The sequence below is a fragment of the Clostridia bacterium genome, from assembly GCA_016887505.1.
In the GTDB taxonomy this organism is placed as follows: Bacteria; Bacillota; TC1; order TC1; family UBA5767; genus UBA5767.
This window is the reverse complement of the sequence record CP069393.1, coordinates 729,085-751,908: the sequence shown is the minus strand read 5'-3', so window position 1 is coordinate 751,908 and position 22,824 is coordinate 729,085. Positions and strand designations below refer to the sequence as shown.

At 40.8% G+C, this 22,824-nt stretch carries 21 protein-coding genes; 15 read left to right on the top strand and 6 right to left on the bottom strand.

From position 1 onward, the window contains the following. Positions 1 to 7 precede the first annotated feature (7 nt). From rsxA to ychF, 6 genes are all read right to left on the bottom strand, one after another. Positions 8 to 580, bottom strand: coding sequence for an electron transport complex subunit RsxA (rsxA, locus tag JR334_03700; GenBank protein QRN86337.1), 573 nt, complete (start codon positions 578 to 580; stop codon positions 8 to 10). Beyond that, entirely contained in the window at positions 580 to 1,185 is a 606-nt protein-coding gene (locus JR334_03695; GenBank protein ID QRN86336.1) for an electron transport complex subunit E, read from the bottom strand. The genes rsxA and JR334_03695 overlap by 1 nt, the downstream gene beginning before the upstream one ends. 15 nt (positions 1,186 to 1,200) lie before the next feature. After that, a complete protein-coding gene (locus tag JR334_03690; protein ID QRN86335.1) occupies positions 1,201 to 1,770 on the bottom strand; it encodes an FMN-binding protein in 570 nt (189 codons plus the stop codon). Continuing rightward, positions 1,763 to 2,761, bottom strand: a complete 999-nt coding sequence (locus JR334_03685; GenBank protein QRN86334.1) for an RnfABCDGE type electron transport complex subunit D — start codon at positions 2,759 to 2,761, stop codon at positions 1,763 to 1,765. The genes JR334_03690 and JR334_03685 overlap by 8 nt, the downstream gene beginning before the upstream one ends. An 18-nt stretch (positions 2,762 to 2,779) precedes the next feature. Next, positions 2,780 to 4,102, bottom strand: a complete 1,323-nt coding sequence (gene rsxC, locus JR334_03680; GenBank protein QRN86333.1) for an electron transport complex subunit RsxC — start codon at positions 4,100 to 4,102, stop codon at positions 2,780 to 2,782. Positions 4,103 to 4,294: 192 nt separating this feature from the next. Then, positions 4,295 to 5,398 (bottom strand): redox-regulated ATPase YchF, encoded by a 1,104-nt coding sequence (gene ychF, locus JR334_03675; protein QRN86332.1) that lies wholly within the window; start codon positions 5,396 to 5,398, stop codon positions 4,295 to 4,297. A 145-nt stretch (positions 5,399 to 5,543) separates the two neighbouring features. Here ychF and JR334_03670 point away from each other — a divergent pair, with 145 nt between their 5' ends. The 15 genes from JR334_03670 to JR334_03600 all read left to right on the top strand — a co-directional run bounded on the left by JR334_03670 (position 5,544) and on the right by JR334_03600 (position 22,807). Continuing rightward, entirely contained in the window at positions 5,544 to 7,985 is a 2,442-nt protein-coding gene (locus JR334_03670; GenBank protein ID QRN86331.1) for a copper-translocating P-type ATPase, read from the top strand. A 122-nt stretch (positions 7,986 to 8,107) separates the two neighbouring features. Next, on the top strand, positions 8,108 to 8,977 hold the full coding sequence (gene dprA / locus JR334_03665; GenBank protein ID QRN86330.1) for a DNA-protecting protein DprA: 870 nt from the start codon (positions 8,108 to 8,110) through the stop codon (positions 8,975 to 8,977). Positions 8,978 to 8,992: 15 nt separating this feature from the next. After that, on the top strand, positions 8,993 to 11,098 hold the full coding sequence (gene topA / locus JR334_03660; protein ID QRN86329.1) for a type I DNA topoisomerase: 2,106 nt from the start codon (positions 8,993 to 8,995) through the stop codon (positions 11,096 to 11,098). 9 nt (positions 11,099 to 11,107) lie between these two features. Beyond that, on the top strand, positions 11,108 to 12,424 hold the full coding sequence (trmFO, locus tag JR334_03655) for a methylenetetrahydrofolate--tRNA-(uracil(54)-C(5))-methyltransferase (FADH(2)-oxidizing) TrmFO (GenBank protein QRN86328.1): 1,317 nt from the start codon (positions 11,108 to 11,110) through the stop codon (positions 12,422 to 12,424). Between the two features lie 2 nt (positions 12,425 to 12,426). Beyond that, the gene (locus JR334_03650) at positions 12,427 to 13,344 is read left to right on the top strand and encodes a tyrosine recombinase (GenBank protein QRN86327.1); all 918 of its coding nucleotides are present in this window, start codon (positions 12,427 to 12,429) and stop codon (positions 13,342 to 13,344) included. A 122-nt stretch (positions 13,345 to 13,466) separates the two neighbouring features. Next, entirely contained in the window at positions 13,467 to 14,249 is a 783-nt protein-coding gene (gene rpsB / locus JR334_03645; protein ID QRN86850.1) for a 30S ribosomal protein S2, read from the top strand. 17 nt (positions 14,250 to 14,266) lie between these two features. Further along, positions 14,267 to 14,914 (top strand): translation elongation factor Ts, encoded by a 648-nt coding sequence (gene tsf, locus JR334_03640; GenBank protein QRN86849.1) that lies wholly within the window; start codon positions 14,267 to 14,269, stop codon positions 14,912 to 14,914. A 77-nt stretch (positions 14,915 to 14,991) separates the two neighbouring features. Then, complete coding sequence (locus tag JR334_03635; GenBank protein QRN86326.1) at positions 14,992 to 15,708, top strand: UMP kinase; 717 nt, start codon at positions 14,992 to 14,994, stop codon at positions 15,706 to 15,708. A 2-nt stretch (positions 15,709 to 15,710) separates the two neighbouring features. Then, positions 15,711 to 16,271, top strand: a complete 561-nt coding sequence (gene frr / locus JR334_03630) for a ribosome recycling factor (protein ID QRN86325.1) — start codon at positions 15,711 to 15,713, stop codon at positions 16,269 to 16,271. A 42-nt stretch (positions 16,272 to 16,313) separates the two neighbouring features. Beyond that, positions 16,314 to 17,027 carry an isoprenyl transferase gene (locus JR334_03625; protein ID QRN86324.1) on the top strand — a complete coding sequence of 238 codons (714 nt, stop codon included), beginning with the start codon at positions 16,314 to 16,316 and terminating at the stop codon, positions 17,025 to 17,027. A 2-nt stretch (positions 17,028 to 17,029) separates the two neighbouring features. Continuing rightward, the gene (locus tag JR334_03620) at positions 17,030 to 17,833 is read left to right on the top strand and encodes a phosphatidate cytidylyltransferase (GenBank protein ID QRN86323.1); all 804 of its coding nucleotides are present in this window, start codon (positions 17,030 to 17,032) and stop codon (positions 17,831 to 17,833) included. 13 nt (positions 17,834 to 17,846) lie between these two features. Further along, positions 17,847 to 19,004: a 1-deoxy-D-xylulose-5-phosphate reductoisomerase gene (locus tag JR334_03615; GenBank protein QRN86322.1), complete on the top strand. Its 1,158-nt coding sequence runs from the start codon at positions 17,847 to 17,849 to the stop codon at positions 19,002 to 19,004. Next, positions 19,001 to 20,014, top strand: a complete 1,014-nt coding sequence (rseP, locus tag JR334_03610; protein QRN86321.1) for an RIP metalloprotease RseP — start codon at positions 19,001 to 19,003, stop codon at positions 20,012 to 20,014. Before JR334_03615 ends, rseP begins: the two co-directional genes overlap by 4 nt. Positions 20,015 to 20,019: 5 nt before the next feature. After that, a complete protein-coding gene (gene ispG, locus JR334_03605; protein QRN86848.1) occupies positions 20,020 to 21,087 on the top strand; it encodes a flavodoxin-dependent (E)-4-hydroxy-3-methylbut-2-enyl-diphosphate synthase in 1,068 nt (355 codons plus the stop codon). Between the two features lie 4 nt (positions 21,088 to 21,091). Then, positions 21,092 to 22,807: a proline--tRNA ligase gene (locus JR334_03600; protein QRN86320.1), complete on the top strand. Its 1,716-nt coding sequence runs from the start codon at positions 21,092 to 21,094 to the stop codon at positions 22,805 to 22,807. Positions 22,808 to 22,824 lie beyond the last annotated feature (17 nt).

Below are 22,824 nucleotides of genomic sequence, written 5' to 3'. Positions count from 1 at the left end.
TAACCTCCTAAACCAATCCGGTAAAGCCTAAAAAGGCGATACTCATGATACTGGCGATAATCAATGAAATAGGGGTTCCGGCCAAAGCAGCAGGTACATCCATTTCATCAACACGTTCTCTCAATCCGGCGAATAAAACCAACGCTAACGTAAAACCAAGGGCATTGGCGGCACCATTTACCACTGTTTCTAAAAAGTTGAACCCGTTTTGAATATTCAAAAGGGCGATACCAAGAACGGCACAGTTGGTGGTAATGAGAGGTAGATAAACGCCCAAAGACTTATATAGTCCAGGGCTGAACTTACGAATTACCATTTCAACGAATTGCACCAGGCTGGCGATAACCAGGATGAAGGCAATTGTTTTCAGGTATTCTAAACCGTAGTGTACAAGAATAAAGTGATATACCAGCCAAGAGATAGCAGAAGCGATGGTCATAACAAAAACTACAGCCATACCCATGCCAACAGCGGATTCAACTTTTTTGGAGACACCCAGGAAAGGACAAACACCCAGGAATTGGGAGAGTACAATATTCGATACCAGCATAGCGCTGATAATCATGGCAAAGTAACTCATTATTTAGCCTCCTTTGCTTTCTTATTTTTATGGAATTGTATAACACCCAGGATACAACCTAATGTCAAAAAGGCTCCTGGTGGAAGTATCATAACGAGTGCAGGTTGAAATGCTTCACCAAACAAGGCGTGTCCCATAAAACTGCCAGCCCCTAAGACTTCTCTAAAGGTAGACAATATGATGAGCGCCATGGTAAAACCAATTCCCATGCCCAATGCATCAAAAATGGAGTCTGTTACGGTATTCTTATTGGCAAAGGCTTCCGCTCTGCCTAAAATAATACAGTTAACCACAATCAGTGGTAAGAAAATACCCAAAGATGAGTATAACTCCACGAAGAAGGCATGTACCAACATTTCAATCATGGTCACAAAGGTGGCAATGATGACAATGTAGGAGGGAATGCGCACGCTATCAGGGATGATATTCCTCAACAAGGAAACGACAATATTGCTGGCAGTCAGTACTGCAATAACGGATAATCCCATACCGATAGCATTGTTGACCGATGTTGTAACCGCTAAAGTAGGGCACATACCGAGCAACAAGACGAAGATGGGATTTTCTTTAAAAATACCTTTGGTAAACTCTTTTTTAATACTCATATCCTATCCTCCGTCCTAAAAGTTTTCTAGGAAGTGGGCGCGAGCAATGTTCACACCGTCGGTCACGGCTCTAGATGTAATGGTGGCTGCTGTTATAGCCTGGATCTCATCTGGATTTACCGGTTCCGTCTTCACTACACGAAGTTCATTGGTTGCGTCTACATCAAGGTAGCGCTCATTGAACCAAGAAGTTTTAGCATTGGCACCAAGTCCAGGCGTCTCATTGTGTGTGAGTATGCGAAGGCCGGTGATTACTTTGTCTTGTATATCAAAGGCGACCATAAGTTTGATTGTTCCTCCATAGCCCCCATTTTCCACGATATATACTACACCCGCAGGTGTACTGTCTACTTCAGCAATAGCTAATCCCACGATATTTTCCGGTATGCTGTCACTGTAATCCGCATAGGAATCAACGAAGGAAGAGGAGCTGGGATATACTTCAGACATTGCAGCATCCAAAGCAATTTGTTCATTTGATGCGATGATTGGTGCGGTCATGCCATTGATGGAAGCCAAGGCCAAAGCGGCGAGGGCGGCAACCAACATCAGGAAAAGACCAAGCTTAAAAGTTTGCTTATCCACGTTTCTTAACCTCCCCGAATACTCTTCCTCTAGTGTAACGGTCAATTAGGGGGGTAACCATATTCATAATAAGAATAGAATAGGCTACGCCTTCAGGCATACCAGAGCCCTTTCTGATAATGAAAGTCAGAAGACCTAAGCATACCGCATAAAGGATACGACCGCGCTTGGTGGTGGGGCTGGTTACCCAGTCGGTTGCCATAAAGAAGGCACCAATTAGAAGACCACCTGCAAAAACATTGTAAAAAGCATACCAAATTCTAATGTCTGAGAAGGGACCCGGAAGAATGATAGCTAGGATGAATACGGTACCCACATAGATTGAAGGAATTTTCCAGTCAATGTGTTTGCGATAGATTAAGAATAATCCACCGATTAACAAGGCTAGGGCAGAAGTTTCACCCATACTGCCTGCAATATTGCCTAAAAATAGTTGTGAAATATTAGGCAATGAATGGAATAACTCCGGATCAATGGCCAAACCAGAAACAGCTTGTGCATTGATAGATCCAATAATGCTTAATGGTGTAGCAGAAGTAAGACCATCAAAAGGACTGGTAAAGCTCGTCATATACACTGGCCACGAGGCAACCAAGATAGCTCTTCCAACCAAAGCTGGGTTGAAGAGGTTATTGCCTAGCCCTCCAAATACTTGTTTTCCAATTACAATACAAATGGCTGAACCGATAAAGGTCAACCACAAAGGAGTAGCTGGTGGGATGACCAAAGCAAAAAGTAAACCGGTAACAGCTGCGCTATAGTCGGTTAGTGTAATCTCGACACCACGGACTTTTTGACAAACATATTCAGCAAGCATGGCCGTAGCGATTGAGGTGACAATAATGGCCAATGCATACAATCTGAAAAAGTAAATAGACATAACCGTAGCAGGTAAAAGTGCAATAATCACATCTCGCATGGCAACGGGAATGCTGTTTCCGCTATGCACATGAGGAGAGGAAGACACTTTTAAAAGTTGTTCGTTTTTCATATGTGATTCCTTCCTTTCCTATTTCTTTTTACTCTTGATTACACCCTGTTTACCCAACCGAATGTATTCGAGCAAGGGGATATTTGCTGGGCAGACATAAGAACAAGAACCACATTCAATACAGGACATGATGCTTTGTTCCTCATCCAAACGAGTAAACTCGTTTAATTTAGTTAAAACAGCCAATCTAGTAGGTTCAAGGAAAGCGGGGCATACGTCGATGCATTTTGCACAACGAACACAAGTATGTTCCTTGGGAGGCTGAATTCCTTCATCCTTAAGAACCAAAATAGCAGAGGTGCCTTTGGTAATGGGAACATCGTCAGAATACATAGATTTACCCATCATAAGACCACCGGATAAAATTTTGTTGTTTTCTTCCGTATAGCCACCAGATTGCTCAATCAAGTCACTGAATAAGGTGCCAATTCTAGCAATATAGTTTGCGGGGGTATCCACAGATGTTCCGGAAACTGTGACCATACGCTCAATCAAGGGCATATTGTTTTCTACGGCATCACAGACTGCTTTTGCAGTACCTACGTTGTTCACGATAACACCAACGTCAAGAGGAAGACCACCTACGGGAACTTCTCTGTGTGTAGTGGCATAAATTAATTGTTTTTCGCCACCTTGTGGATATTTTTCAGCGCAAACCACAACATCGATGTTGTCATACTTTTCGCAGCAATCCGTTAAAATCTTAATGGCGTTCATCTTGTTATCTTCAATGGCTACGATGCCTCGTTTTGCACCTGTTGCCTTAAGAATATATCCCAGTCCTTTAACAATAGACTCAGGATACTCGAGCATAAGACGGTGGTCGGCCGTAATGAAGGGCTCACATTCAATTCCGTTTAGGATAACGTAATCGATTTTGGTATTTTCTGGTGGAGTATATTTAACGTGCGTTGGAAATGCTGCACCACCAAGACCTACAATACCTGCATCTAGAACCTTTTTAACAATCTGCTCCCCCGTAAGTGCTTCCGGGTTCTCTTCCGGTTTAACGTTATCTACTAACGTATCCTTTTTATCGTTTTCAATCACGATGCAGTTTACAAAACGTCCAGTCGGATGTGCTTTTTTCTCGATGGCAACGACTTTTCCACTGACGCTTGAGTGGATTGGTGCGCTAACAAATCCAAGGGTTTTTCCAATTTCTTGACCCATCAGAACTTCTTCACCCACACATAGATTGGCTTCGCAAGGCGCGCCAATGTGTTGCGATAGTGGGATATAAACAAAATCTGGTGGTATGGCTTTTTTGGATTCATAGGTGCTCGTTAATTCCTTGAAGGAATCTACATGAGTACCGCCTATGAAAGTAACTTTTTTCATCAGATCACCTCTATATTATTATTCTTAATAACCGACATGATTATACTTTAAAATACACTCAGGATAAAGGATTCTCTAAACTTTTTTTTCTATTTATATAATATGACCCGTATGTTACATAAAAAGCAAAGAATAATCCCTTAAAAAAGCACCAAGGAGACAGATTAAGCTGTCCTTGGTGCTTTTTTTCACTTATACATTGAATCTGAAGTGCATGATGTCTCCATCTTTTACAACATATTCTTTTCCTTCAATTCTTAGCTTTCCTTGTTCTTTAACCTTCGCTTCCGAACCAGCTTCTTTTAAGTCATCAAAACTCATTACCTCTGCTTTGATGAAGCCTCGCTCGAAATCTGTATGGATGACTCCGGCAGCTTGAGGGGCTTTCATACCCCGAGTAATGGTCCAAGCCCTGACCTCCGGCTTACCAGCTGTTAAGTAGGTTATAAGACCTAACAAATCATAGGCAGCCTTGATGGTTGCATCTAGACCAGATTGTGGAATGCCCAGTTCTAATAAAAAGGCTTTCTTATCGCTTGCATCTAACTCCGCTATTTCTGATTCCAAACGGGCAGATACTGGGATTACTCTAGCATCCTCATTAGAAGCAATTTCTCTAACCTGTTCTAAATACGGGTTGGAGGTGGGATCTGCCGCTTCTTCTTCAGAAATATTGGCGATATAGATAATGGGTTTAATGGTCAACAAGTTGAAACTTTTTATTAACTTCAAATCATCATCAGAAAATTCTAAATTTCTAACAGCCAATCCTTCATCGAGTGCTTCTTCCTTGATACGCTTTACAAGTTTGTATTCTATGAGTGCTTCTTTGTCTTTGGATTTTATCTTGCTTTCAAGCTTGGCCATTCGTTTATCCATGGACTCGAGGTCAGCTAGTGCCAGTTCAAGATTTATAATCTCGATATCTCTTTTAGGATCTACAGTTTCTGAAACATGGGTGATGTTTTCATCGTCAAAGCACCGTACCACATGGGCGATTGCATCAACTTCACGGATATGTGACAGAAATTTATTTCCTAATCCTTCACCCTTGCTGGCGCCTTCAACTAGGCCCGCAATGTCTACAAATTCGAAAGCAGTAGGAATGGTCTTTTTGGGTTCATATAGATCAGTCAGATAATCCAGCCGTTCGTCTGGAACGGTTACAACACCCACATTAGGGTCAATGGTGCAAAATGGATAGTTTGCGGATTCTGCTCCTGCCTGAGTAATTGCATTGAAAAGCGTTGATTTTCCCACATTGGGGAGGCCAACGATGCCGCAGCGTAATGCCATAGTATACTTCCTTTCCTAATTAACAATAAAGATTTCATCAAAAAGTATATACGATAGAACAAGTATTGACAATAAATTTTGTATACCTTATTGCTTGTGATAAACTAAAGCCAACTAAAATGATTGGGAAGGAAAGAATTGTCCGATGATTAAAAACTATTCCGTAAAGGATATGAATTGTGCAAGTTGCGCATCCAATGTGGAACATGCAGCCAGCCAAATTCAAGGAGTGAAAAGTGCTGAAGTAAATCTACTAACAGAAAATTTGCAAGTAGATTTTCATGAATATAATGAAGAAATTGAACAAACTATGATGCAGGCTGTCTCACATATGGGATATGGAATCGTAAAAGGTAGCATAGTACGTACCCGAATTCTAATTGGTGGTATGCACTGTGCATCTTGTAGTGCCAATGTCGAAAAGACCCTAAAAGCCCAAGAAGGTATAATCGAGGCTTTTGTCAACCTAACTACGGAACAAGCAACGATAGAATACAATCCAGAACAAATTAAGCTTGAACAGATTTATGAAAGCATCGAAAACTTGGGGTATCAGGTTATTCTAGATGAGAAAAACCTAAACGAATCAGCAGAGCAAAAAAAAGCCAAAAGAAAGCTATATTCGTTGTTTTCCTTTGCCATTCCATTGTTCCTAATCAGCATGGGACCTATGTTGGGGATTGCTTTCATTCGAAATCTGCAGCAAACATATCCGATTCAGATGTCTCTTTTGCAGCTACTCTTAACGGTACCGATACTGATTATTGCCAGAGACCACTACCGCATAGGCTTTAAATCTCTTGCTAGCCGTATGCCCAACATGGATTCTCTGGTGGCAGTTGGAACGAGTGCAGCTTTCATATATAGTCTCGTCAATACGGTGAGAATACTGCAAAATGGAATTTCATTTCCTCTCTATTTTGAGAGTGTGGGCGTTATTATTGCACTGATTAATCTAGGTAAGTATCTAGAAGGAAGTGCCAAGCGCAAAACGGGTAAGGCAATCGAGCGCCTTACGGATTTAAGACCCAAGACTGCCTTCTTGATAGAAGGTCAAAGTGAAAAGGAAATATTGATACAAAAAGTAAAACCCGGAGATCACCTATTGGTGAAACCAGGTTCGGCAATTCCGACGGATGGGAAAGTGCTTACAGGGGAATCGTCTGTGGATGAGTCCATGATTAGTGGAGAAAGCATTCCCGTATTTAAATCTGCTGGAGATCATCTTACCGGTGCTTCCGTAAACGGCAATGGCTCCATGGTAATGGAAGCAACAAAGGTAGGAGAGGATACGATTCTCTTCCAAATTATTCGCATGGTTCGTGAGGCCCAAGGAAGTAAGGCCCCCATTGCTAGATTGGCAGATAAAGTAGCTGGGCGATTTGTTCCAATTGTTATGTCAATCGCTGTCTTGGCCTTTATATTTTGGATGGCATACGGCAAGAATCTCGAGTTTTCACTTACAATTTTTGTCGCAGTACTCGTTATTGCTTGCCCTTGTGCCTTGGGATTGGCTACACCTACTGCCATCATGGTGGGTACTGGAAGAGCTGCTGAAAAAGGAATTCTATTTAAGGGCGGTGAGCCCTTAGAACGTCTGAATAGCACGCAAGTCATGGTATTCGACAAGACGGGAACCATAACTCAGGGAAAACCAACGGTCAATCAGGAATTTGTTTATGGTGGCTATAGTGTAGGCGATTTATATACTCTGGCTTCTTTAGTGGAAAGTCGTTCAGAACACCCCTTAGCAGATGCTGTAATCAAAAGAGCAGAAGAAATAGAAAAATCTCAAAAATGGACCAAGGCTGTGGTCGAAAACGTTAAGTCCATCCAAGGCAAAGGCATAGCAGCTAGAGTATCTTTAGATGGCAAAGGTTACAATGTTTGGATGGGATCACTTCGGATGCTTGAGGAAAAAGGTTTTCTAAAAGAAGAAAAGATTAAGGAAGATGTAAACCAGTTACAGAACAAAGGCAATACCATCATGGCTTTGGTATTGGAAAACGAAGTAGTTGGGTTGATAGGGGCAAAAGATCGACTAAAAGATGGTATTCCGCAGATGGTTCGTCAACTGAAAGAGCTTGGAATTAGGGCTGTATTGCTGACAGGAGATCATAAGACTGCAGCCGATCATATTGCGAAAGAAGCGGGAATAGATACGGTCATTGCCGAAGTATTGCCTGAGCATAAGGTGGAGGAAGTAGAACGCCTTCAAAAGGAAGGCTATGTTGTTACGATGGTAGGGGATGGTATTAATGATGCACCTGCCTTGGTTCAAGCAGATGTGGGTATGGCGGTAGGTGGTGGCACTGATGTCGCGGTTGAATCTGCTGACGTAGTTTTGATGCAGGATGACCCAATGAATATTCTAGTGGCCCTGAGGGCTTCGTCAAAAACGATTCGAAACATTAAGCAGAACCTGTTTTGGGCATTCTTTTATAATATGATTGGCATACCCATCGCTGCGGGCGTACTGTATACAAGCACAGGATTGTTGCTTAATCCCATGATCGCGGCAGCAGCCATGGCGTTTAGTTCTGTTTCGGTGGTAAGCAATGCTCTTAGGTTAAGAAAACAAATTTAATGTTCGTTGTGTCAGCATTAAAGAGCATACAAAAAAAGTGTAGGATACTGTAATGAAGAATGAGAAGAGGAAACTCTTCTCATTCTATTTTTATGTCAAAATCCACACAAAGGAGGAAAAACATGGATCCAATTATAAACATAGCTTATTGGTACGGATTAAGTGAGAGCCTGAAGAACCCTCGTTTATTGCGTAAGTTATACTTTTTGGAATATACAAATGAATTGGGTAAACAAATCATGGGAGGAACTCGGAAAAGGGAATTGAATCGTAATGAAATTGCACAAATCCAGAAAGCAAAGAAAGATATAAAAGGCGACTTAAAAAGATGGGTTGAGGAGATTAAAAAGATGTTGCGTAAAGAAATTTATGTGCTAACGTATAGGGATAAAAGATACCCTATTGGTTTGAAAAACATCGACGATCCACCAGCGCTTTTATATGCAAGAGGCAATATAGCTTTGCTTAATCAGAAAACTTTTGGTATTGTAGGTTCGAGAAGATGTACAACATATGGTCGCTGCGTAGCGAATAGATTCGCCAGAGCATTGGCAAATCAAGGCGAGACCATTGTTAGTGGATTGGCTTATGGCATAGATGCTGCCGCTCATCAAGCTGCACTGACAGTTGGTGGGGAAACTATTGCGGTTTTGGGTAATGGCATATATCATGAGTATCCAAAGGAGAACGCAGAACTACAACAGTGTATAGGGGAAAAGGGACTTTTACTTAGTGAGTATCCTTTATATCATACTCCAAAGGCTTACCAGTTTCCGGAACGGAATCGCATCATAAGTGGTATTAGCGATAGAATTCTGGTTGTTGAGGCGACTGTTAAGAGTGGAAGCCTTATTACGGCTCAATTCGCACTTGAGCAAGGAAAAGATGTTTACGCTGTACCGGGAGATATTAATCGCTCTACCAGTGCAGGTTGCAACAGATTGATTCGGGATGGCGCCTTTGTAGCTTTATCCCTAGAGGAAATATTGTAATAGGAAAGGATTGTTATGGCGGATAAGATATTGGTCATTGTGGAGTCACCTGCAAAAGCCAAAACCATAAATAAGTTTTTAGGAAGTAGGTATTTAGTGACCTCCTCAATGGGGCATGTGATTGATTTGCCTAAAAGCAAGATGGGGGTGGATGTGGAGAACAATTTCGAACCGCAATACATAACCATTCGGGGAAAAGGCAATCTACTAAAAGAAATTAAAAAACAAGCAAAAAAAGCCAAGAAAATTTTGGTGGCAACTGACCCTGACCGCGAAGGAGAAGCAATTGCTTGGCATCTTCAGCGGGTTTTGGGATTGCCAGAAGACAGTAAAACAAGGATTGAATTTAATGAGATTACCAAGGACGCAATATTAGAAGCAGTTAAACAGCCTAGAACCATCGATATGCACCGGGTCGAGGCACAACAGGCTAGAAGGGTACTTGACCGATTGGTAGGTTATTCACTAAGCCCCTTATTATGGAAAAAAGTAAAAAAAGGCCTCAGCGCGGGCAGAGTTCAGTCTGTTGCTGTGCGAATTATTATTGAACGTGAAGAAGAAATAGAAAAGTTTGTTCCGGAAGAGTACTGGAAGCTTGCCGCAAAGTTTAACAAGGAAAACATGGAATTTGAAGCAGGCCTTTCTCAAATAGACGGTAAAAAGCAAGTTATTGCTTCAGAAGCAGAAATGAAAGAAATACTGGATATGTTGGGTGGAAGTAGCTATCAAGTATTAAAAGTGCTGCGAAAAGACAAAAAGAAGAATCCCAACCCACCCTATACGACTTCTAGTTTACAACAGGATGCATCTAGAAAATTGGGATTTAGCGCTAAAAAGACCATGCGCTTTGCCCAACAATTGTATGAAGGAATCGATCTAGGGAAAAGTCATGGTGGTACCGTCGGTTTGATTACCTATATACGTACTGACTCAACGAGAATTTCTAGCCAAGCACAAAATGAGGCAAAACTGTTTATTGAAGAGCATTACGGGAAAGAGTATCTACCGGAAAAAACCAGAGTATATGCTTCAAAGAAGAATGCTCAAGATGCCCATGAGGCGATTCGTCCAACTTATGTGGATAAAGCACCAGAACTACTGAAAGATATCTTGACGAAAGACCAATATAAACTGTACAAGCTTATATGGACACGTTTTGTCTGTTCACAAATGGCGAGCGCAATTATCGATAGCCTAAGTGTGGACATTGGGGCTGGAAAAGCCTTGTTTAAGGCAAACGGTTCAAGGGTCAAATTTTTAGGGTATTTGAACCTAGATAAGGATGCAAGAAAAGCATTGAATGAGATTGCATTACCCGTTCTTGAAGTTGATGAAATGTTGAATTTGAGCGAATTAGCGCCTTCGCAGCATTTCACACAGCCACCGGCCCGCTTTAATGAAGCTTCATTAGTGAAGACACTAGAAGAAATGGGCATTGGACGTCCCAGCACCTATGCAACAATTATTGATACCATTGTAAGACGAGGCTATATAGTCAAGGAAAGCAAATTATTCTACTCAACCGAATTAGGCCGGATTGTGTTGGATGTTTTGCAATCTAGTTTCACGACTGTCTTGGACCCTACCTTTACCGCCAAAATGGAGAGCAATTTGGATAGCGTAGAGGAAGGTACCGCAGCATGGAAAGAAGTGCTGAAAGATTTTTATGGACCTTTTTCCACTGAGCTTGAAAAAGCAGAAAAAGAAGTAGCAAAGATAGAAATAAAAGATGAAGTTTCGGACGTGATTTGTGAAAAATGTGGCCGAAATATGGTCTTCAAGATGGGCCGATACGGCAAATTCCTTGCCTGTCCTGGATTCCCGGAGTGTAGAAATACCAAACCCATCATCATAAAAACGGGAAAAACATGTCCTAAGTGTGGTGGCGAAGTTATCGAGAAAAAAAGTCGTACTGGCAAAACCTTTTATGGCTGTGAGCAATATCCAAACTGTGACTTTGTGAGTTGGGACTTGCCCATTGAGGAAAAATGTCCTAAATGCGGCTACCCATTAGCGCAAAAGAGTAAACGCTATGGCGGCTACAAGTATTGTTTATCCGAAGACTGTGATTACTCAGAACAAAAAAAGAAAGAAAACAAAAAAGACAAGAAGGAAGAGTAGGAAAAATAGATGACATCCATTAAAGTAATTGGCGGTGGACTTGCTGGTGCAGAAGCTAGCTATCAGTTGGCACAAAGAGGACATAAGGTTACCTTGTATGAAATGCGTCCTACTGTGAAAACGAAAGCACATCAAACGGGAGAACTAGCGGAGTTGGTATGCAGCAATTCATTGCGGTCTGCTGATGTGAGCAACGGTGCAGGATTGCTAAAAGAAGAATTACGCCGTGTAGGATCTCTAATCATGCGCATGGCAGATTTGCATCAAGTACCTGCTGGTGGAGCATTGGCAGTGGACCGCCTTGGATTTTCGCGTGGTGTAAGTGAAGCAATAAGCAATCATCCCAATATTGAAATTGTGCGAGAAGAAATCGAATCAATTCCTAAAGATGGATATGTGGTAGTAGCTTCGGGCCCTTTGACAGAAGGAGCATTGGCAGCTTCAATACAAGAACTTTGTTCTGAAGAATACTTTCATTTCTTTGACGCAGCGGCACCAGTTGTAACCTTAGAATCAATAAATATGGATAAGGCTTGGTGGGCTTCACGGTACGACAAAGGAGAAGCAGATTATATCAATTGTGCCCTAAATCAAGAAGAGTATGAAGCGCTAGTTGATTTCTTGATTAAAGCGGAAAAACACAAACCGGAAATAGAGGGAGAAGAGCAGTACTTTGAAGGCTGTATGCCGGTAGAAGAAATGGCGAGACGGGGTGCACAAACACTATCTTTTGGTCCTTTAAAACCAGTTGGTTTGGTTAACCCCCATACTGGAAAAGAAGCACATGCTGTGGTTCAACTTCGAATAGACAATAAAGAAAGAACCCTATTCAATCTGGTTGGTTTTCAAACAAGTTTGACATTTGGTGAGCAAAAGAAAATGATGTCCTTGATTCCTGGACTGGAAAATGCTGAAATCGTGCGCTATGGCGTGATGCACCAGAATTCCTATATAAAGAGTCCATTACTTTTGAATCCAGATGGGTCGTTTAAGAAGGATGAGAGGATATATTTTGCTGGTCAAATAACGGGTGTGGAAGGTTATATTGAAAGTACTGCATCTGGATTTATTGCGGGATTAAACCTGGCCCGGAAAATCGATAAAAAAGATTCTGTGTATTTTCCCAAAACGACCGCAATCGGAAGCTTAATGGGCTACATTACGGAAGCAGAAGCCAAAAACTTCCAGCCAATGCATATAAATTGGGGACTAATCCCCAAGATGCAACCTAAAATTAGAAAGAAAAAACTCCGAAATGAAGCACTGGCAAAACGCGCATTAGAAGAATTGGATAGTTTTTTGATTGAAAATGGGATAAGGGGATAATCATGGACTGCAATACTTCGCTTAATCAGTACCTTTTAGTACTTGAAGACGAAAAAAACTATTCTAAACATACTATAAACGCCTATCGCAGAGACCTGCAGGCGTTTTTTGCTTTTTTGTTGGAAAAAGGGGAGTTAAAAGGGTCCGATGGACCAGAGATGATTACCCATTTGCAGGTGCGCCGCTATTTAGGAAAACTAAATAGTAAAAAATATGCGAGCTCCACAATGGCTAGGCATATTACTGCGCTACGCGCCTATTTTACCTATCTCGAATCAGAAGAACTACTGGATGAAAATCCTATGCAACGCATTGTTAGTCCTAAAATCGCCAAAAAAATACCTGAATTTTTGTATCAAGAACAGATTCAATCTTTAATGAAGCTACCGGATATGAAAAAAGCCATAGGAGTTCGTGACCGGCTAATTTTAGAAATACTATATGGCACAGGCATACGGGTGGGAGAACTGGTGAATATACGGGTTGGGGATCTGGATTTGGAAAGACGATTTATTTTGGTTTTAGGAAAAGGGCATAAGGAGAGAATCGTCCCATTTGGCCAGTTATTGCAAGAACTATTGGTGCATTATTTGGATGATTGTTTTTCAAAGCTCGCTCCTGAAAATGGAGAACGTTTATTATATAATACTCGAAAGACGCCAATGTCAGATCGAAGTGTACGCAAGATATTAGAAAAGTATGGGGAATTAATGGGTGTGGGACGTATATATCCGCATATGTTAAGACACTCCTATGCAACGCACTTGCTCGAGAATGGTGCGGATATTCGTGTGGTTCAAGAGCTTCTTGGACATGAAAACCTATCTACAACTCAGATATATACTCATTTAAGCAAGCAACACCTGCGAGACGTTTACCGAAATGCCCATCCCCACGGTAAAAATGGCTTGTCGAAGTAAGGGACTTATGGTATACTTTCACAGGTATTAAAAAATCACACATCTCGAATTGGAAAGGGGTGCCCTCGGGTGCTTTCTGGTGAAGAAAGATGTGGAAGAAAAAAACCAAGGAGGATATTGAAATGGCAGTAATTTCAATGAAACAATTATTAGAATCAGGTGTTCACTTTGGACACCAAACACGTCGCTGGAATCCGAAGATGGCAAGATACATCTTTACAGACAGGAATGGTATTTATATCATTGACTTGCAACAGACGGTTAAGCTGTTAGATGATGCTTATAATTTCTTGCGCAGTGTATCAGCAGATGGTAAAAAGGTCATCTTTGTTGGAACGAAGAAACAGGCTCAAGAAGCAATCAAAGAAGAAGCCGTTCGTTCAGGTGCCTTTTATGTAAACCACAGATGGTTGGGTGGTATGCTAACCAACTTCAATACCATTAAAAAACGTGTAAACAGACTGAAAAAGTTGGAAGAAATGGCTGTTGACGGTACATTTGATGTACTTCCTAAAAAAGAAGTAATGAAATTAAACAAGCAAAAAGAAAAATTGGAGAACTTCCTAGGCGGTATTAAAGAAATGAATAATCTGCCGGGTGCAATTTTTGTAGTAGACCCTAAAAAAGAACGTATTGCTATTGCAGAAGCTAAAAAACTGAACATTCCTGTAGTGGCTATTGTCGATACTAACTGTGATCCTGACGAGATTGACTATGTGATTCCAGGTAACGATGATGCTATTAGAGCGGTAAAATTGATTACCAAGAAAATGGCGGATGCGATTATTGAAGGTTCACAAACCAAAGTAGATGATGAAGACTTTGAAGATGTGACAACTGAAGCAATCGTTGAAGAAACTGTGGAAGCTGCGAAAGAAGCACCTGCTGCCACTGAAGAGGCTTAATCTAAAGGAGGACAATTATTATGATTAGTGCAAGCTTAGTAAAAGAATTACGTGAAATGACTGGCTCTGGTATGATGGACTGCAAAAAAGCCCTGACCGAGACAGATGGAAATATTGAAAAAGCAGTAGAGTATTTAAGAGAACATGGTATGGCAGCCGCTGCTAAAAAAGCAGGACGTATTGCAACGGAAGGCCTTGTAGAATCTTATATTCATGCTGGTGGAAGAATTGGTGTTTTGGTAGAGATAAACTGCGAAACTGATTTCGTGGCCAACACAGATGATTTTAAATCATTTGTTAAAGATGTTGCCATGCAGATTGCAGCTGCGAATCCAACCTATGTCCGTGAGGAAGAAGTACCTCAAGAAGCGATTGAAAAAGAAAAAGAAATTCTAAGAAATCAAGCTTTGAATGAAGGAAAACCTGAAAAAATCGTTGAAAAAATGGTTGAAGGAAGAATTAGAAAGTATTACGAGCAAGTATGCTTGATGAATCAAAGCTTTGTGAAAAATCCTGACCAAACAATTAGTGATTTAGTAACCGCGAAGATTGCTAAAATTGGCGAGAATATTTCGATTAGAAGGTTCGCTCGCTATGAATTGGGAGAAGGACTGGAGAAAAAACAGGATAATTTTGCAGAAGAAGTTGCTTCCATGACGAAATAAAACTAAAACCTAAGGGAACACTTTTGTGTTCCCTTTTTTTGAAGTACAATATAGTAAATATGAAAGTAGGTATGACTATGAGTGAGCCCATATATAAACGAATCCTTCTAAAAATTAGTGGGGAAGCGCTAGCCGGCGACAAGGGATTTGGTATCGATAATGACACAGTAGCGGGTATCGCAAACGAGATTAAAGGAATTGTTGATTTGGGTGTGGAAGTAATTATAGTAGTCGGAGGAGGCAATATTTGGAGAGGTGCAAATCAGACTTCTTCAGGAATTGACCGAGCTACAGCAGACTATATGGGCATGCTTGCCACCATCATGAATTCTCTGGCAATACAGGGATCTTTAGAAAAAATAGAAGTACCAACAAGGGTACAAACTTCGATAGAAATGAGGGAGATTGCAGAACCCTTCATCCGAAGAAGAGCCATCAGCCATCTGGAGAAAGGCCGAGTAGTAATTTTTGGTGGTGGTACGGGTAACCCTTATTTTTCAACAGATACGGCAGCTGCTCTAAGAGCAGCAGAAATGAATTGTGAAGTAATTCTGATGGCTAAAAAAGTAGATGGTGTCTACGATATGGATCCAAAACAACATCCTGAGGCTAAGTTTTATTCGGAAATCTCATTTAGAGAAGTATTGAACCAAGGTCTTAAAGTAATGGATGCAACAGCCGCATCCTTGTGTATGGAAAATGATATTAACCTGTTGGTGTTTAATTTGACACAACCAGGAAATATTCTAAAAGCTGTATGTGGCGAAAAAATTGGAACAGTAGTTGGGAGGTAACTATGAGTATTTCAAAAGCGATAACTGAAGCAGAAGAACGGATGAAGAAGGGCATTGATGCGTATAAGCACGATTTGTCAACGATTAGAACTGGACGCGCTAACCCTAGCATCTTAGAAGGAATTATGGTTGATTACTATGGTGTACCTACACCGATTAACCAAGTGGGCAACATCAGTGCTCCGGAACCTAGAATGTTGGTAGTTCAACCGTGGGATAAAACAGCAATTGCAGATATTGAGAAAGCGATTATGGCTGCAAATATTGGTATTAATCCTGCAAATGACGGCCAGCTCATCCGGTTGCCGATACCTCAACTTACAGAAGAAAGAAGAAAAGAGCTTGTCAAACAAGTTCATAAAAAGGGTGAAGACTTCAAAGTTGAAATTCGGAATATAAGAAGACAGACAAACGATGCTCTAAAGAAACTGATGAAAACCGATGGTGTTTCTGAAGATGCAGTTAAAAATGCTGAGGAACAGGTGCAGGAGATAACAAAGACCTACTCAGATAAGATTGATGAAATAACGAAAGTAAAAGAAGCATCTATCATGCAAGTATAAAAGAGCCCCCTATTTATAGGGGGTTTTCATCAAGGAGAACAAATGCGTAAATTGGAGGAAATGGACTTAAATAGTTTGCCTAGACACATTGGCATTATTATGGATGGAAATGGTCGTTGGGCAAAAAAACAAGGATTGCCCCGAACCATGGGACACCGTGAGGGTATGAAAAGATTAAAAGAGATTGTAAAATTTTCTGCCGCTTGGGGGATTGAAATTGTTTCGGTATATGCTTTTTCAACTGAAAATTGGAAAAGGCCTCATACAGAGGTCAATTTTCTGATGAAGCTGATGATAGAAGTCATGCAAAAGGAATTGCAAGAACTGCATGAAGCAGGCGTAAAGGTCAATATCCTAGGTGAATTAGGTCCTCTTCCTGAAGAGACCCAAAAAGCCATTAAGAAGGGTCTTTTATTAACCAAAGACAATAAAAAAATGGTTTTAAATATTGCTTTTAACTATGGCGGACGTCAGGAAATTCTTAGAGCAGTGAAAAATATAGTTACGGAAGACGTGCCTGTGGATAAAATTACTGAAGAAAAACTCTCCTCACTGATGTATACTAAGAATATGCCAGATTTGGATTTGGTTATTCGGACTTCTGGTGAAATGAGAATTAGTAATTTCATGCTTTGGCAGATTGCGTACGCAGAATTGTATGTGACGGACGTTTTTTGGCCAGAATTTGGTGAAGAAGAATACAGAAAAGCAATGATTGCATACCAACATAGGGGTAGAAGATTTGGAGGCATTTGATTATGGCGTTGGACAAAAAGAACCTAGCTTATAGGACGGTAACAGCGGCTCTTGGGATAATATTGCTGCTCGGTGCCTTCTATTATGGAGGAATATTTTTTTCGATTATTATCACAGCCATATCCTTCTTAGCTTATGCAGAGTATGTGCAAATCACTAGAAAAATGGATAAAAACGTACCCTTTGAATTGGGTGCCCTAGCCGGTTTTGCGATTATGTTGTACAAATCCTTAGGATGGGACTTATCCTGGGGCTTGTTGCTAGTTCCTTTATTTGTGCTGATGTGCTTTGAAATGATAATTCGTTATCCCAAGATGAAGTTTGATGACCTCACGATGGGATTTTTTGGTGTATTTTATATTTTTTTACTGTTTTCTTTCTTTTTTGATCTCCGCCAACTGGAAAATGGATTTTTTTGGACCTTTTTCGTTATGGCGATGATTTGGATAGGAGACAGTGCGGCCTATTTCTTAGGTACCCGGTTTGGGCGCAGAAGACTGGCTGAATCACTTAGTCCTAAAAAAAGTGTAGAAGGAGCAATTGGAGCCGTCACATTTACCGTAGTGGCTGGGATAATTGCTGGAATCTTTGCACCATTTCTAAGTGTGTGGGGAGGAATCTTATTGGGGGCAACGGTATCGATTGCCGGTATATTTGGCGATCTCTTCGAATCTGCTCTAAAAAGGACTGCTGGGGTTAAGGACTCCGGTAAACTATTGCCTGGACATGGCGGGATATTAGATCGATTTGACAGTACACTATTTGTTGTACCACTTGCTTATTATTTAATTACACACGTATTATAGAACGGATGGAAAAATGGAAAAAATCGCTGTATTGGGATCAACTGGTTCGATTGGAACGCAAACTCTGGATGTGCTTCGAGCACATCCGGATTCATTTGAAGTGTCTTTATTGGCTGCTGGTTCCAACCTTACTAGTTTATTAAATCAAATTGAGGAATTTAAACCTCAATTTGTATACTTGGACAATGTTATTAAAAAAGAAGAATTAAAGGAAGTGCTGGAAGACAAAAATGCGACTATCTTGAATTCCAAAGAGGAACTAAATCAGGCTTTGGGATCAGATTCGGTTGATACTGTAGTCGCTGCCATTGGTGGCTTTGCGGGTCTATCGTCTGTTTGGGCTTCCTTGGTAGCTGGAAAGAAGATTGCATTAGCAAATAAGGAATCTTTGGTAACGGCTGGCACATTAATCATGGATTTTGTTAAAAAAAATCAGTGTATTTTAAAACCCGTGGACAGCGAACATTCAGCAATATTTCAATGTATTGAGAATACCCAACGCCAGGTAGAAAAAATAATTCTTACTGCTAGCGGGGGGGCTTTCCGTGATTTACCACGAGAAGAATTTAAGAATATTACACTGGAAAAAGCCCTTCACCATCCCAATTGGAGTATGGGCAAAAAAATTACCATAGATTCTTCAACTTTGGCCAATAAAGGTCTTGAGATGATAGAGGCATCACATCTTTTCTCTCTAGAATATAAGGCCATAGATGTCTTGGTACATCGCCAGAGCATTGTACATTCCATGGCTCAGTTCATAGACGGCTCCGTGTTGGCGCAGATGGGCTTACCAGATATGAGATTACCCATCCAATATGCTTTGAGTAGTCCTAGGAGTTTGCCTAGTGACTTTGAAAGATTGGATCTCGCTAAAATTGGATCATTAAGTTTTGAAGAGCCTAGGATTAAAGATTTTCCAGCGCTGCGTTTAGCCTATCAGACCGATAAGAATAAGGGGTGTGGTGGACTTTGCTATAATGCGGGAAATGAGGTCGGTGTGGATCTGTTTTTGAATGAGCGGATATCATTTGTTGAAATTCCATCCTTTATTGAAAAAGCGATGGAACGCTTTATGCATCAGAACATTGAATCGATTGACCATATATTTGAAATGGATCGAGAAATTAGAGATTACCTATATGGATGGCATGAAAGGAAATTGAAATGACTTTTCTATTAACCTTTATCGTTATTGGAATAATTGCCACAGTTCACGAGCTAGGACACTTCTTTGTTGCTAGAATGCAAGGAATACCAGTGAAGGAACTCTCTTTGGGTATTGGACCCAAAATAATGCAAAAACAAGGTGAGCATACCATGTTTTCCCTAAGAATCATTCCGATATTTGCTTACGTGAATTTGGCAGGAGAAACTTCTGAGGAACAAAACATAGAAAATGGATACTTAAATGCTAAACCTGGTGCCAAAGCCAAAGTGTTGGTAGCTGGCAGTGCCATGAACATTGTTCTGGCTATCGTCATTTTTATGATTATTTTTATGGGTATGGGCGTGCTTTCTGATGAGCCAATCATTGGTTCAATTAGCATGGATTCTCCAGCTGAAGAAGCAGGTCTCCTAGAGGATGATCGAATTCTTTCTATTAACGGAGAAAACGTTGAATCTTGGGATGAAATAAGTGAAATTATTACTAGTGTGGAACCGGTAGAAATTGACTTAATTTTGGAACGAGATGGTGAAAATATTGAAACGCAATTGACACCGTATGAGGATCTAGAAACGGGGCGACTCATGATTGGTATTGGAAGACCAATTGTTAAACTCAATCCATTCCAAGCCATCTATCGTGGTATTGTAGAGTCTTATACGTTTATAGTACTGATGGTACAAGCACTCTTCATGATGGTAACCGGAGCGATGCCTGCTGAACTTAGCGGACCAGTGGGAATTGCAACCATGGTGAAAGATGCATCCGATGCAGGACTATTGTCTTTGATGTATTTTACTGCAATCCTTAGTCTAAATTTGGCAATTATTAATATGTTGCCTATTCCAGGCTTAGATGGAGGAAAGCTGATTCTAGTCTTGATAGAAAAAATCAGGGGTAAGAGATTACCGGTTGAAAAGGAAGCACTTATCAATATGGTTGGCTTCTTTCTGATTATTGCAATCATGGTCTTTGCAACCTACAATGACGTACTGAAGCTATTTGGTAACTGATTATGCTGTATACGAGAAGAAAAACCAAAAAAATTCATGTTGGCAACATCGGTATAGGTGGAGATGAACCGGTAAGCATCCAGTCCATGATTACGACGGACACTCGTGATACTGTGGCTAGCGTAAAGCAGATTTCAGAGCTTGCAAAAGCAGGGTGTGAAATAGTTCGTTTAGCCGTTGTAGATTTGGAAGCAGCCCATGCACTAAAAACAATTATTGGGAAGTCCAGCCTCCCGCTAATAGCGGATATTCACTTTGACCATAAGCTGGCTCTAGCCTCTATGGAAGCGGGCGTACAAGGTTTACGTATCAATCCAGGAAATATTGGGTCGAAAGATAAAATTAGGCAAGTTGTTGACATGGCAAAAGACTTAAAAGTCCCCATCCGGATAGGCGTAAATAGTGGTTCTGTAGAAAAAGAACTGTTGGAACGTTATCACGGTCCAACAACGGAAGCCATGGTAGAAAGTGCCTTAAACCATATGCGAATCCTAGAGGATATGAACTTTACTGATATTAAATTATCCATAAAGAGTTCCGATGTTTCGACTATGATTGAAGCCAACAGGCTTCTTGCCAACAGATGCCATTACCCGTTGCATATTGGAGTAACCGAAGCTGGATTGAAAGAACAATCCTTGGTTAAATCATCGATTGGGATTGGCACTTTACTAGCAGAAGGAATAGGCGATACCATTCGAGTATCTATTACAGGAAATCCAGTAGATGAGGTGAAAGCAGCTAGAGATATTCTTTCAGCCTTAAATCTACGTTGTTTTGGTCCCACCTTGGTTTCTTGCCCTACTTGTGGAAGAACAGAAGTGGATCTAATTGGTTTGGCTGAAAAAGTTCAATCTATCTTACATGAAATTGACATCCCCATTAAGGTGGCTGTTATGGGTTGTGCTGTCAATGGACCCGGAGAAGCTCGAGAAGCAGATCTTGGGATAGCTGGAGGCAAGAATCTAGGCCTCATATTTCGCAAAGGAAAGATTATCCGGAAAGTGCGCCAGGAGGAATTAATTCCAGCGTTCAAAAAGGAATTGGAAATATTACTGAAGGAAATGGAGTAAGAAAATGAAGACATCAAATCTATTGATACCTACGTTAAAGGAAACACCGGCTGATGCTGAGGTGAGAAGTCATCAGTTGTTGGTGCGTGCAGGCATGATTAAGAAATTATCTCAAGGTGTATATAGCTACCTGCCTCTTGGTTGGAAAGTAATGAATAAAATTTCCAATATTGTCAGAGAAGAAATGAATAAAAGAGATTGCCAAGAAGTGATGCTTCCCATTATTCAACCAGCAGAACTTTGGATTGAAAGTGGACGTTGGGAAGTATATGGAAAAGAACTAATACGATTTAAAGACCGGCACGATAATGACTATTGCTTAGGACCGACACACGAAGAAGTGATTACTGATTTGGTAAGAAGCTTCGTTAGTTCCTATAAACAACTTCCTTTGAATATTTACCAGATTCAAAATAAGTACAGGGATGAAAGAAGACCTAGATTTGGTCTGATTCGAAGTCGTGAGTTTCTGATGAAAGATGGGTATTCATTCGACAAGGATGAGGCTGGATTAGATAAAACCTATAAAGCAATGTACGAGGGCTATAGTGCTATTTTCGATCGTTGTGGTTTATCCTATCGGGCTGTAGAAGCGGACTCTGGAGCAATTGGTGGTAGCAATACCCATGAATTTATGGTTATGGCCGAAAGTGGAGAAGCAGGTATCGTTTATTGCCCAGAATGTGATTATTCTGCGAATACAGAAAAAGCACTGATGGATATGAGCTATCTGGATCCTGAAGAAGAAAAGGCAATGGAGAAAGTCTTAACGCCGAATCAAAAAACCATTGCAGAAGTATGTGAATTTTTGGATGCTGAACCAGCCAAATCAATAAAAGCACTTCTTTATCGTGCAGTTTTTGATGACAAGGAAGAATATGTTGTGGCTTTTGTTAGAGGAGACAGGGAGGCTAATGAAATTAAAATTCAAAACGCCCTGGGTGCCTTGGCAGTAGACATGGATACGAATGAAGAAATCATTGAACAATTGGGAATACAACCTGGATTTATTGGACCAGTCGGCTTGAATAATGTAACTGTCTTGGTGGATGAAGAAATTACTAGACTTAAAAATTTAGTTTGTGGAGCCAACGAGAAGGATTACCACATAAAGAATGTAAACTATGGTCGCGACTTTACGTGTGAACGCGTGGTGGATATCAAGGAAGTAAAAAAAGGTGACCCATGTCCTAAATGTCAAGCAGAGCTAATTGCTGCTCGTGGTACGGAAGTAGGTCAGGTATTCAAGCTGGGAACCAAATATTCCGAATCGATGGGCGCAACCTATTTGGATGAAAATGGAAAATCACAACCCATGGTTATGGGCTGCTACGGGATTGGAATCGGTCGTACTATGCAAGCAAGTGTGGAACAAAACAATGATGAATCCGGAATCATATGGCCCAAAGCAATTGCACCATTCGAGGTTATTGTTATCCCCGCTGTACATAAAAAGCAAGAACAAGTAGACGCAGCAAATCAAATATATGACGAACTCCTCGGGATGGGAGTAGATGTTTTATTGGACGATTCCAAGGAACGTACTGGAGTTAAATTCGCCAATAGTGAGCTAATCGGTTATCCAATACGAATAACTGCCGGCAAAAAAATAGATGAAGGTAAAGTCGAGATTTTCATTCGTAGCACAGGGGAAAAAATCGATGTTCCTGTAGAAGATGCTGCAAAGAAAGCGAGTCAAATACTTAATACATTGGCATAATTGTCCCAGAGGAGAAA

Coding starts and splice junctions, on each gene's coding strand:
- rsxA (QRN86337.1), bottom strand. CDS start 580: ATGAGTTACTTTGCCATGATTATCAGCGCTATGCTGGTATCGAATATT.
- JR334_03695 (QRN86336.1), bottom strand. CDS start 1,185: ATGAGTATTAAAAAAGAGTTTACCAAAGGTATTTTTAAAGAAAATCCC.
- JR334_03685 (QRN86334.1), bottom strand. CDS start 2,761: ATGAAAAACGAACAACTTTTAAAAGTGTCTTCCTCTCCTCATGTGCAT.
- rsxC (QRN86333.1), bottom strand. CDS start 4,102: ATGAAAAAAGTTACTTTCATAGGCGGTACTCATGTAGATTCCTTCAAG.
- ychF (QRN86332.1), bottom strand. CDS start 5,398: ATGGCATTACGCTGCGGCATCGTTGGCCTCCCCAATGTGGGAAAATCA.
- JR334_03670 (QRN86331.1), top strand. CDS start 5,544: ATGATTAAAAACTATTCCGTAAAGGATATGAATTGTGCAAGTTGCGCA.
- dprA (QRN86330.1), top strand. CDS start 8,108: ATGGATCCAATTATAAACATAGCTTATTGGTACGGATTAAGTGAGAGC.
- topA (QRN86329.1), top strand. CDS start 8,993: ATGGCGGATAAGATATTGGTCATTGTGGAGTCACCTGCAAAAGCCAAA.
- trmFO (QRN86328.1), top strand. CDS start 11,108: ATGACATCCATTAAAGTAATTGGCGGTGGACTTGCTGGTGCAGAAGCT.
- JR334_03650 (QRN86327.1), top strand. CDS start 12,427: ATGGACTGCAATACTTCGCTTAATCAGTACCTTTTAGTACTTGAAGAC.
- rpsB (QRN86850.1), top strand. CDS start 13,467: ATGGCAGTAATTTCAATGAAACAATTATTAGAATCAGGTGTTCACTTT.
- JR334_03635 (QRN86326.1), top strand. CDS start 14,992: ATGAGTGAGCCCATATATAAACGAATCCTTCTAAAAATTAGTGGGGAA.
- frr (QRN86325.1), top strand. CDS start 15,711: ATGAGTATTTCAAAAGCGATAACTGAAGCAGAAGAACGGATGAAGAAG.
- JR334_03625 (QRN86324.1), top strand. CDS start 16,314: ATGCGTAAATTGGAGGAAATGGACTTAAATAGTTTGCCTAGACACATT.
- JR334_03620 (QRN86323.1), top strand. CDS start 17,030: ATGGCGTTGGACAAAAAGAACCTAGCTTATAGGACGGTAACAGCGGCT.
- JR334_03615 (QRN86322.1), top strand. CDS start 17,847: ATGGAAAAAATCGCTGTATTGGGATCAACTGGTTCGATTGGAACGCAA.
- rseP (QRN86321.1), top strand. CDS start 19,001: ATGACTTTTCTATTAACCTTTATCGTTATTGGAATAATTGCCACAGTT.
- JR334_03600 (QRN86320.1), top strand. CDS start 21,092: ATGAAGACATCAAATCTATTGATACCTACGTTAAAGGAAACACCGGCT.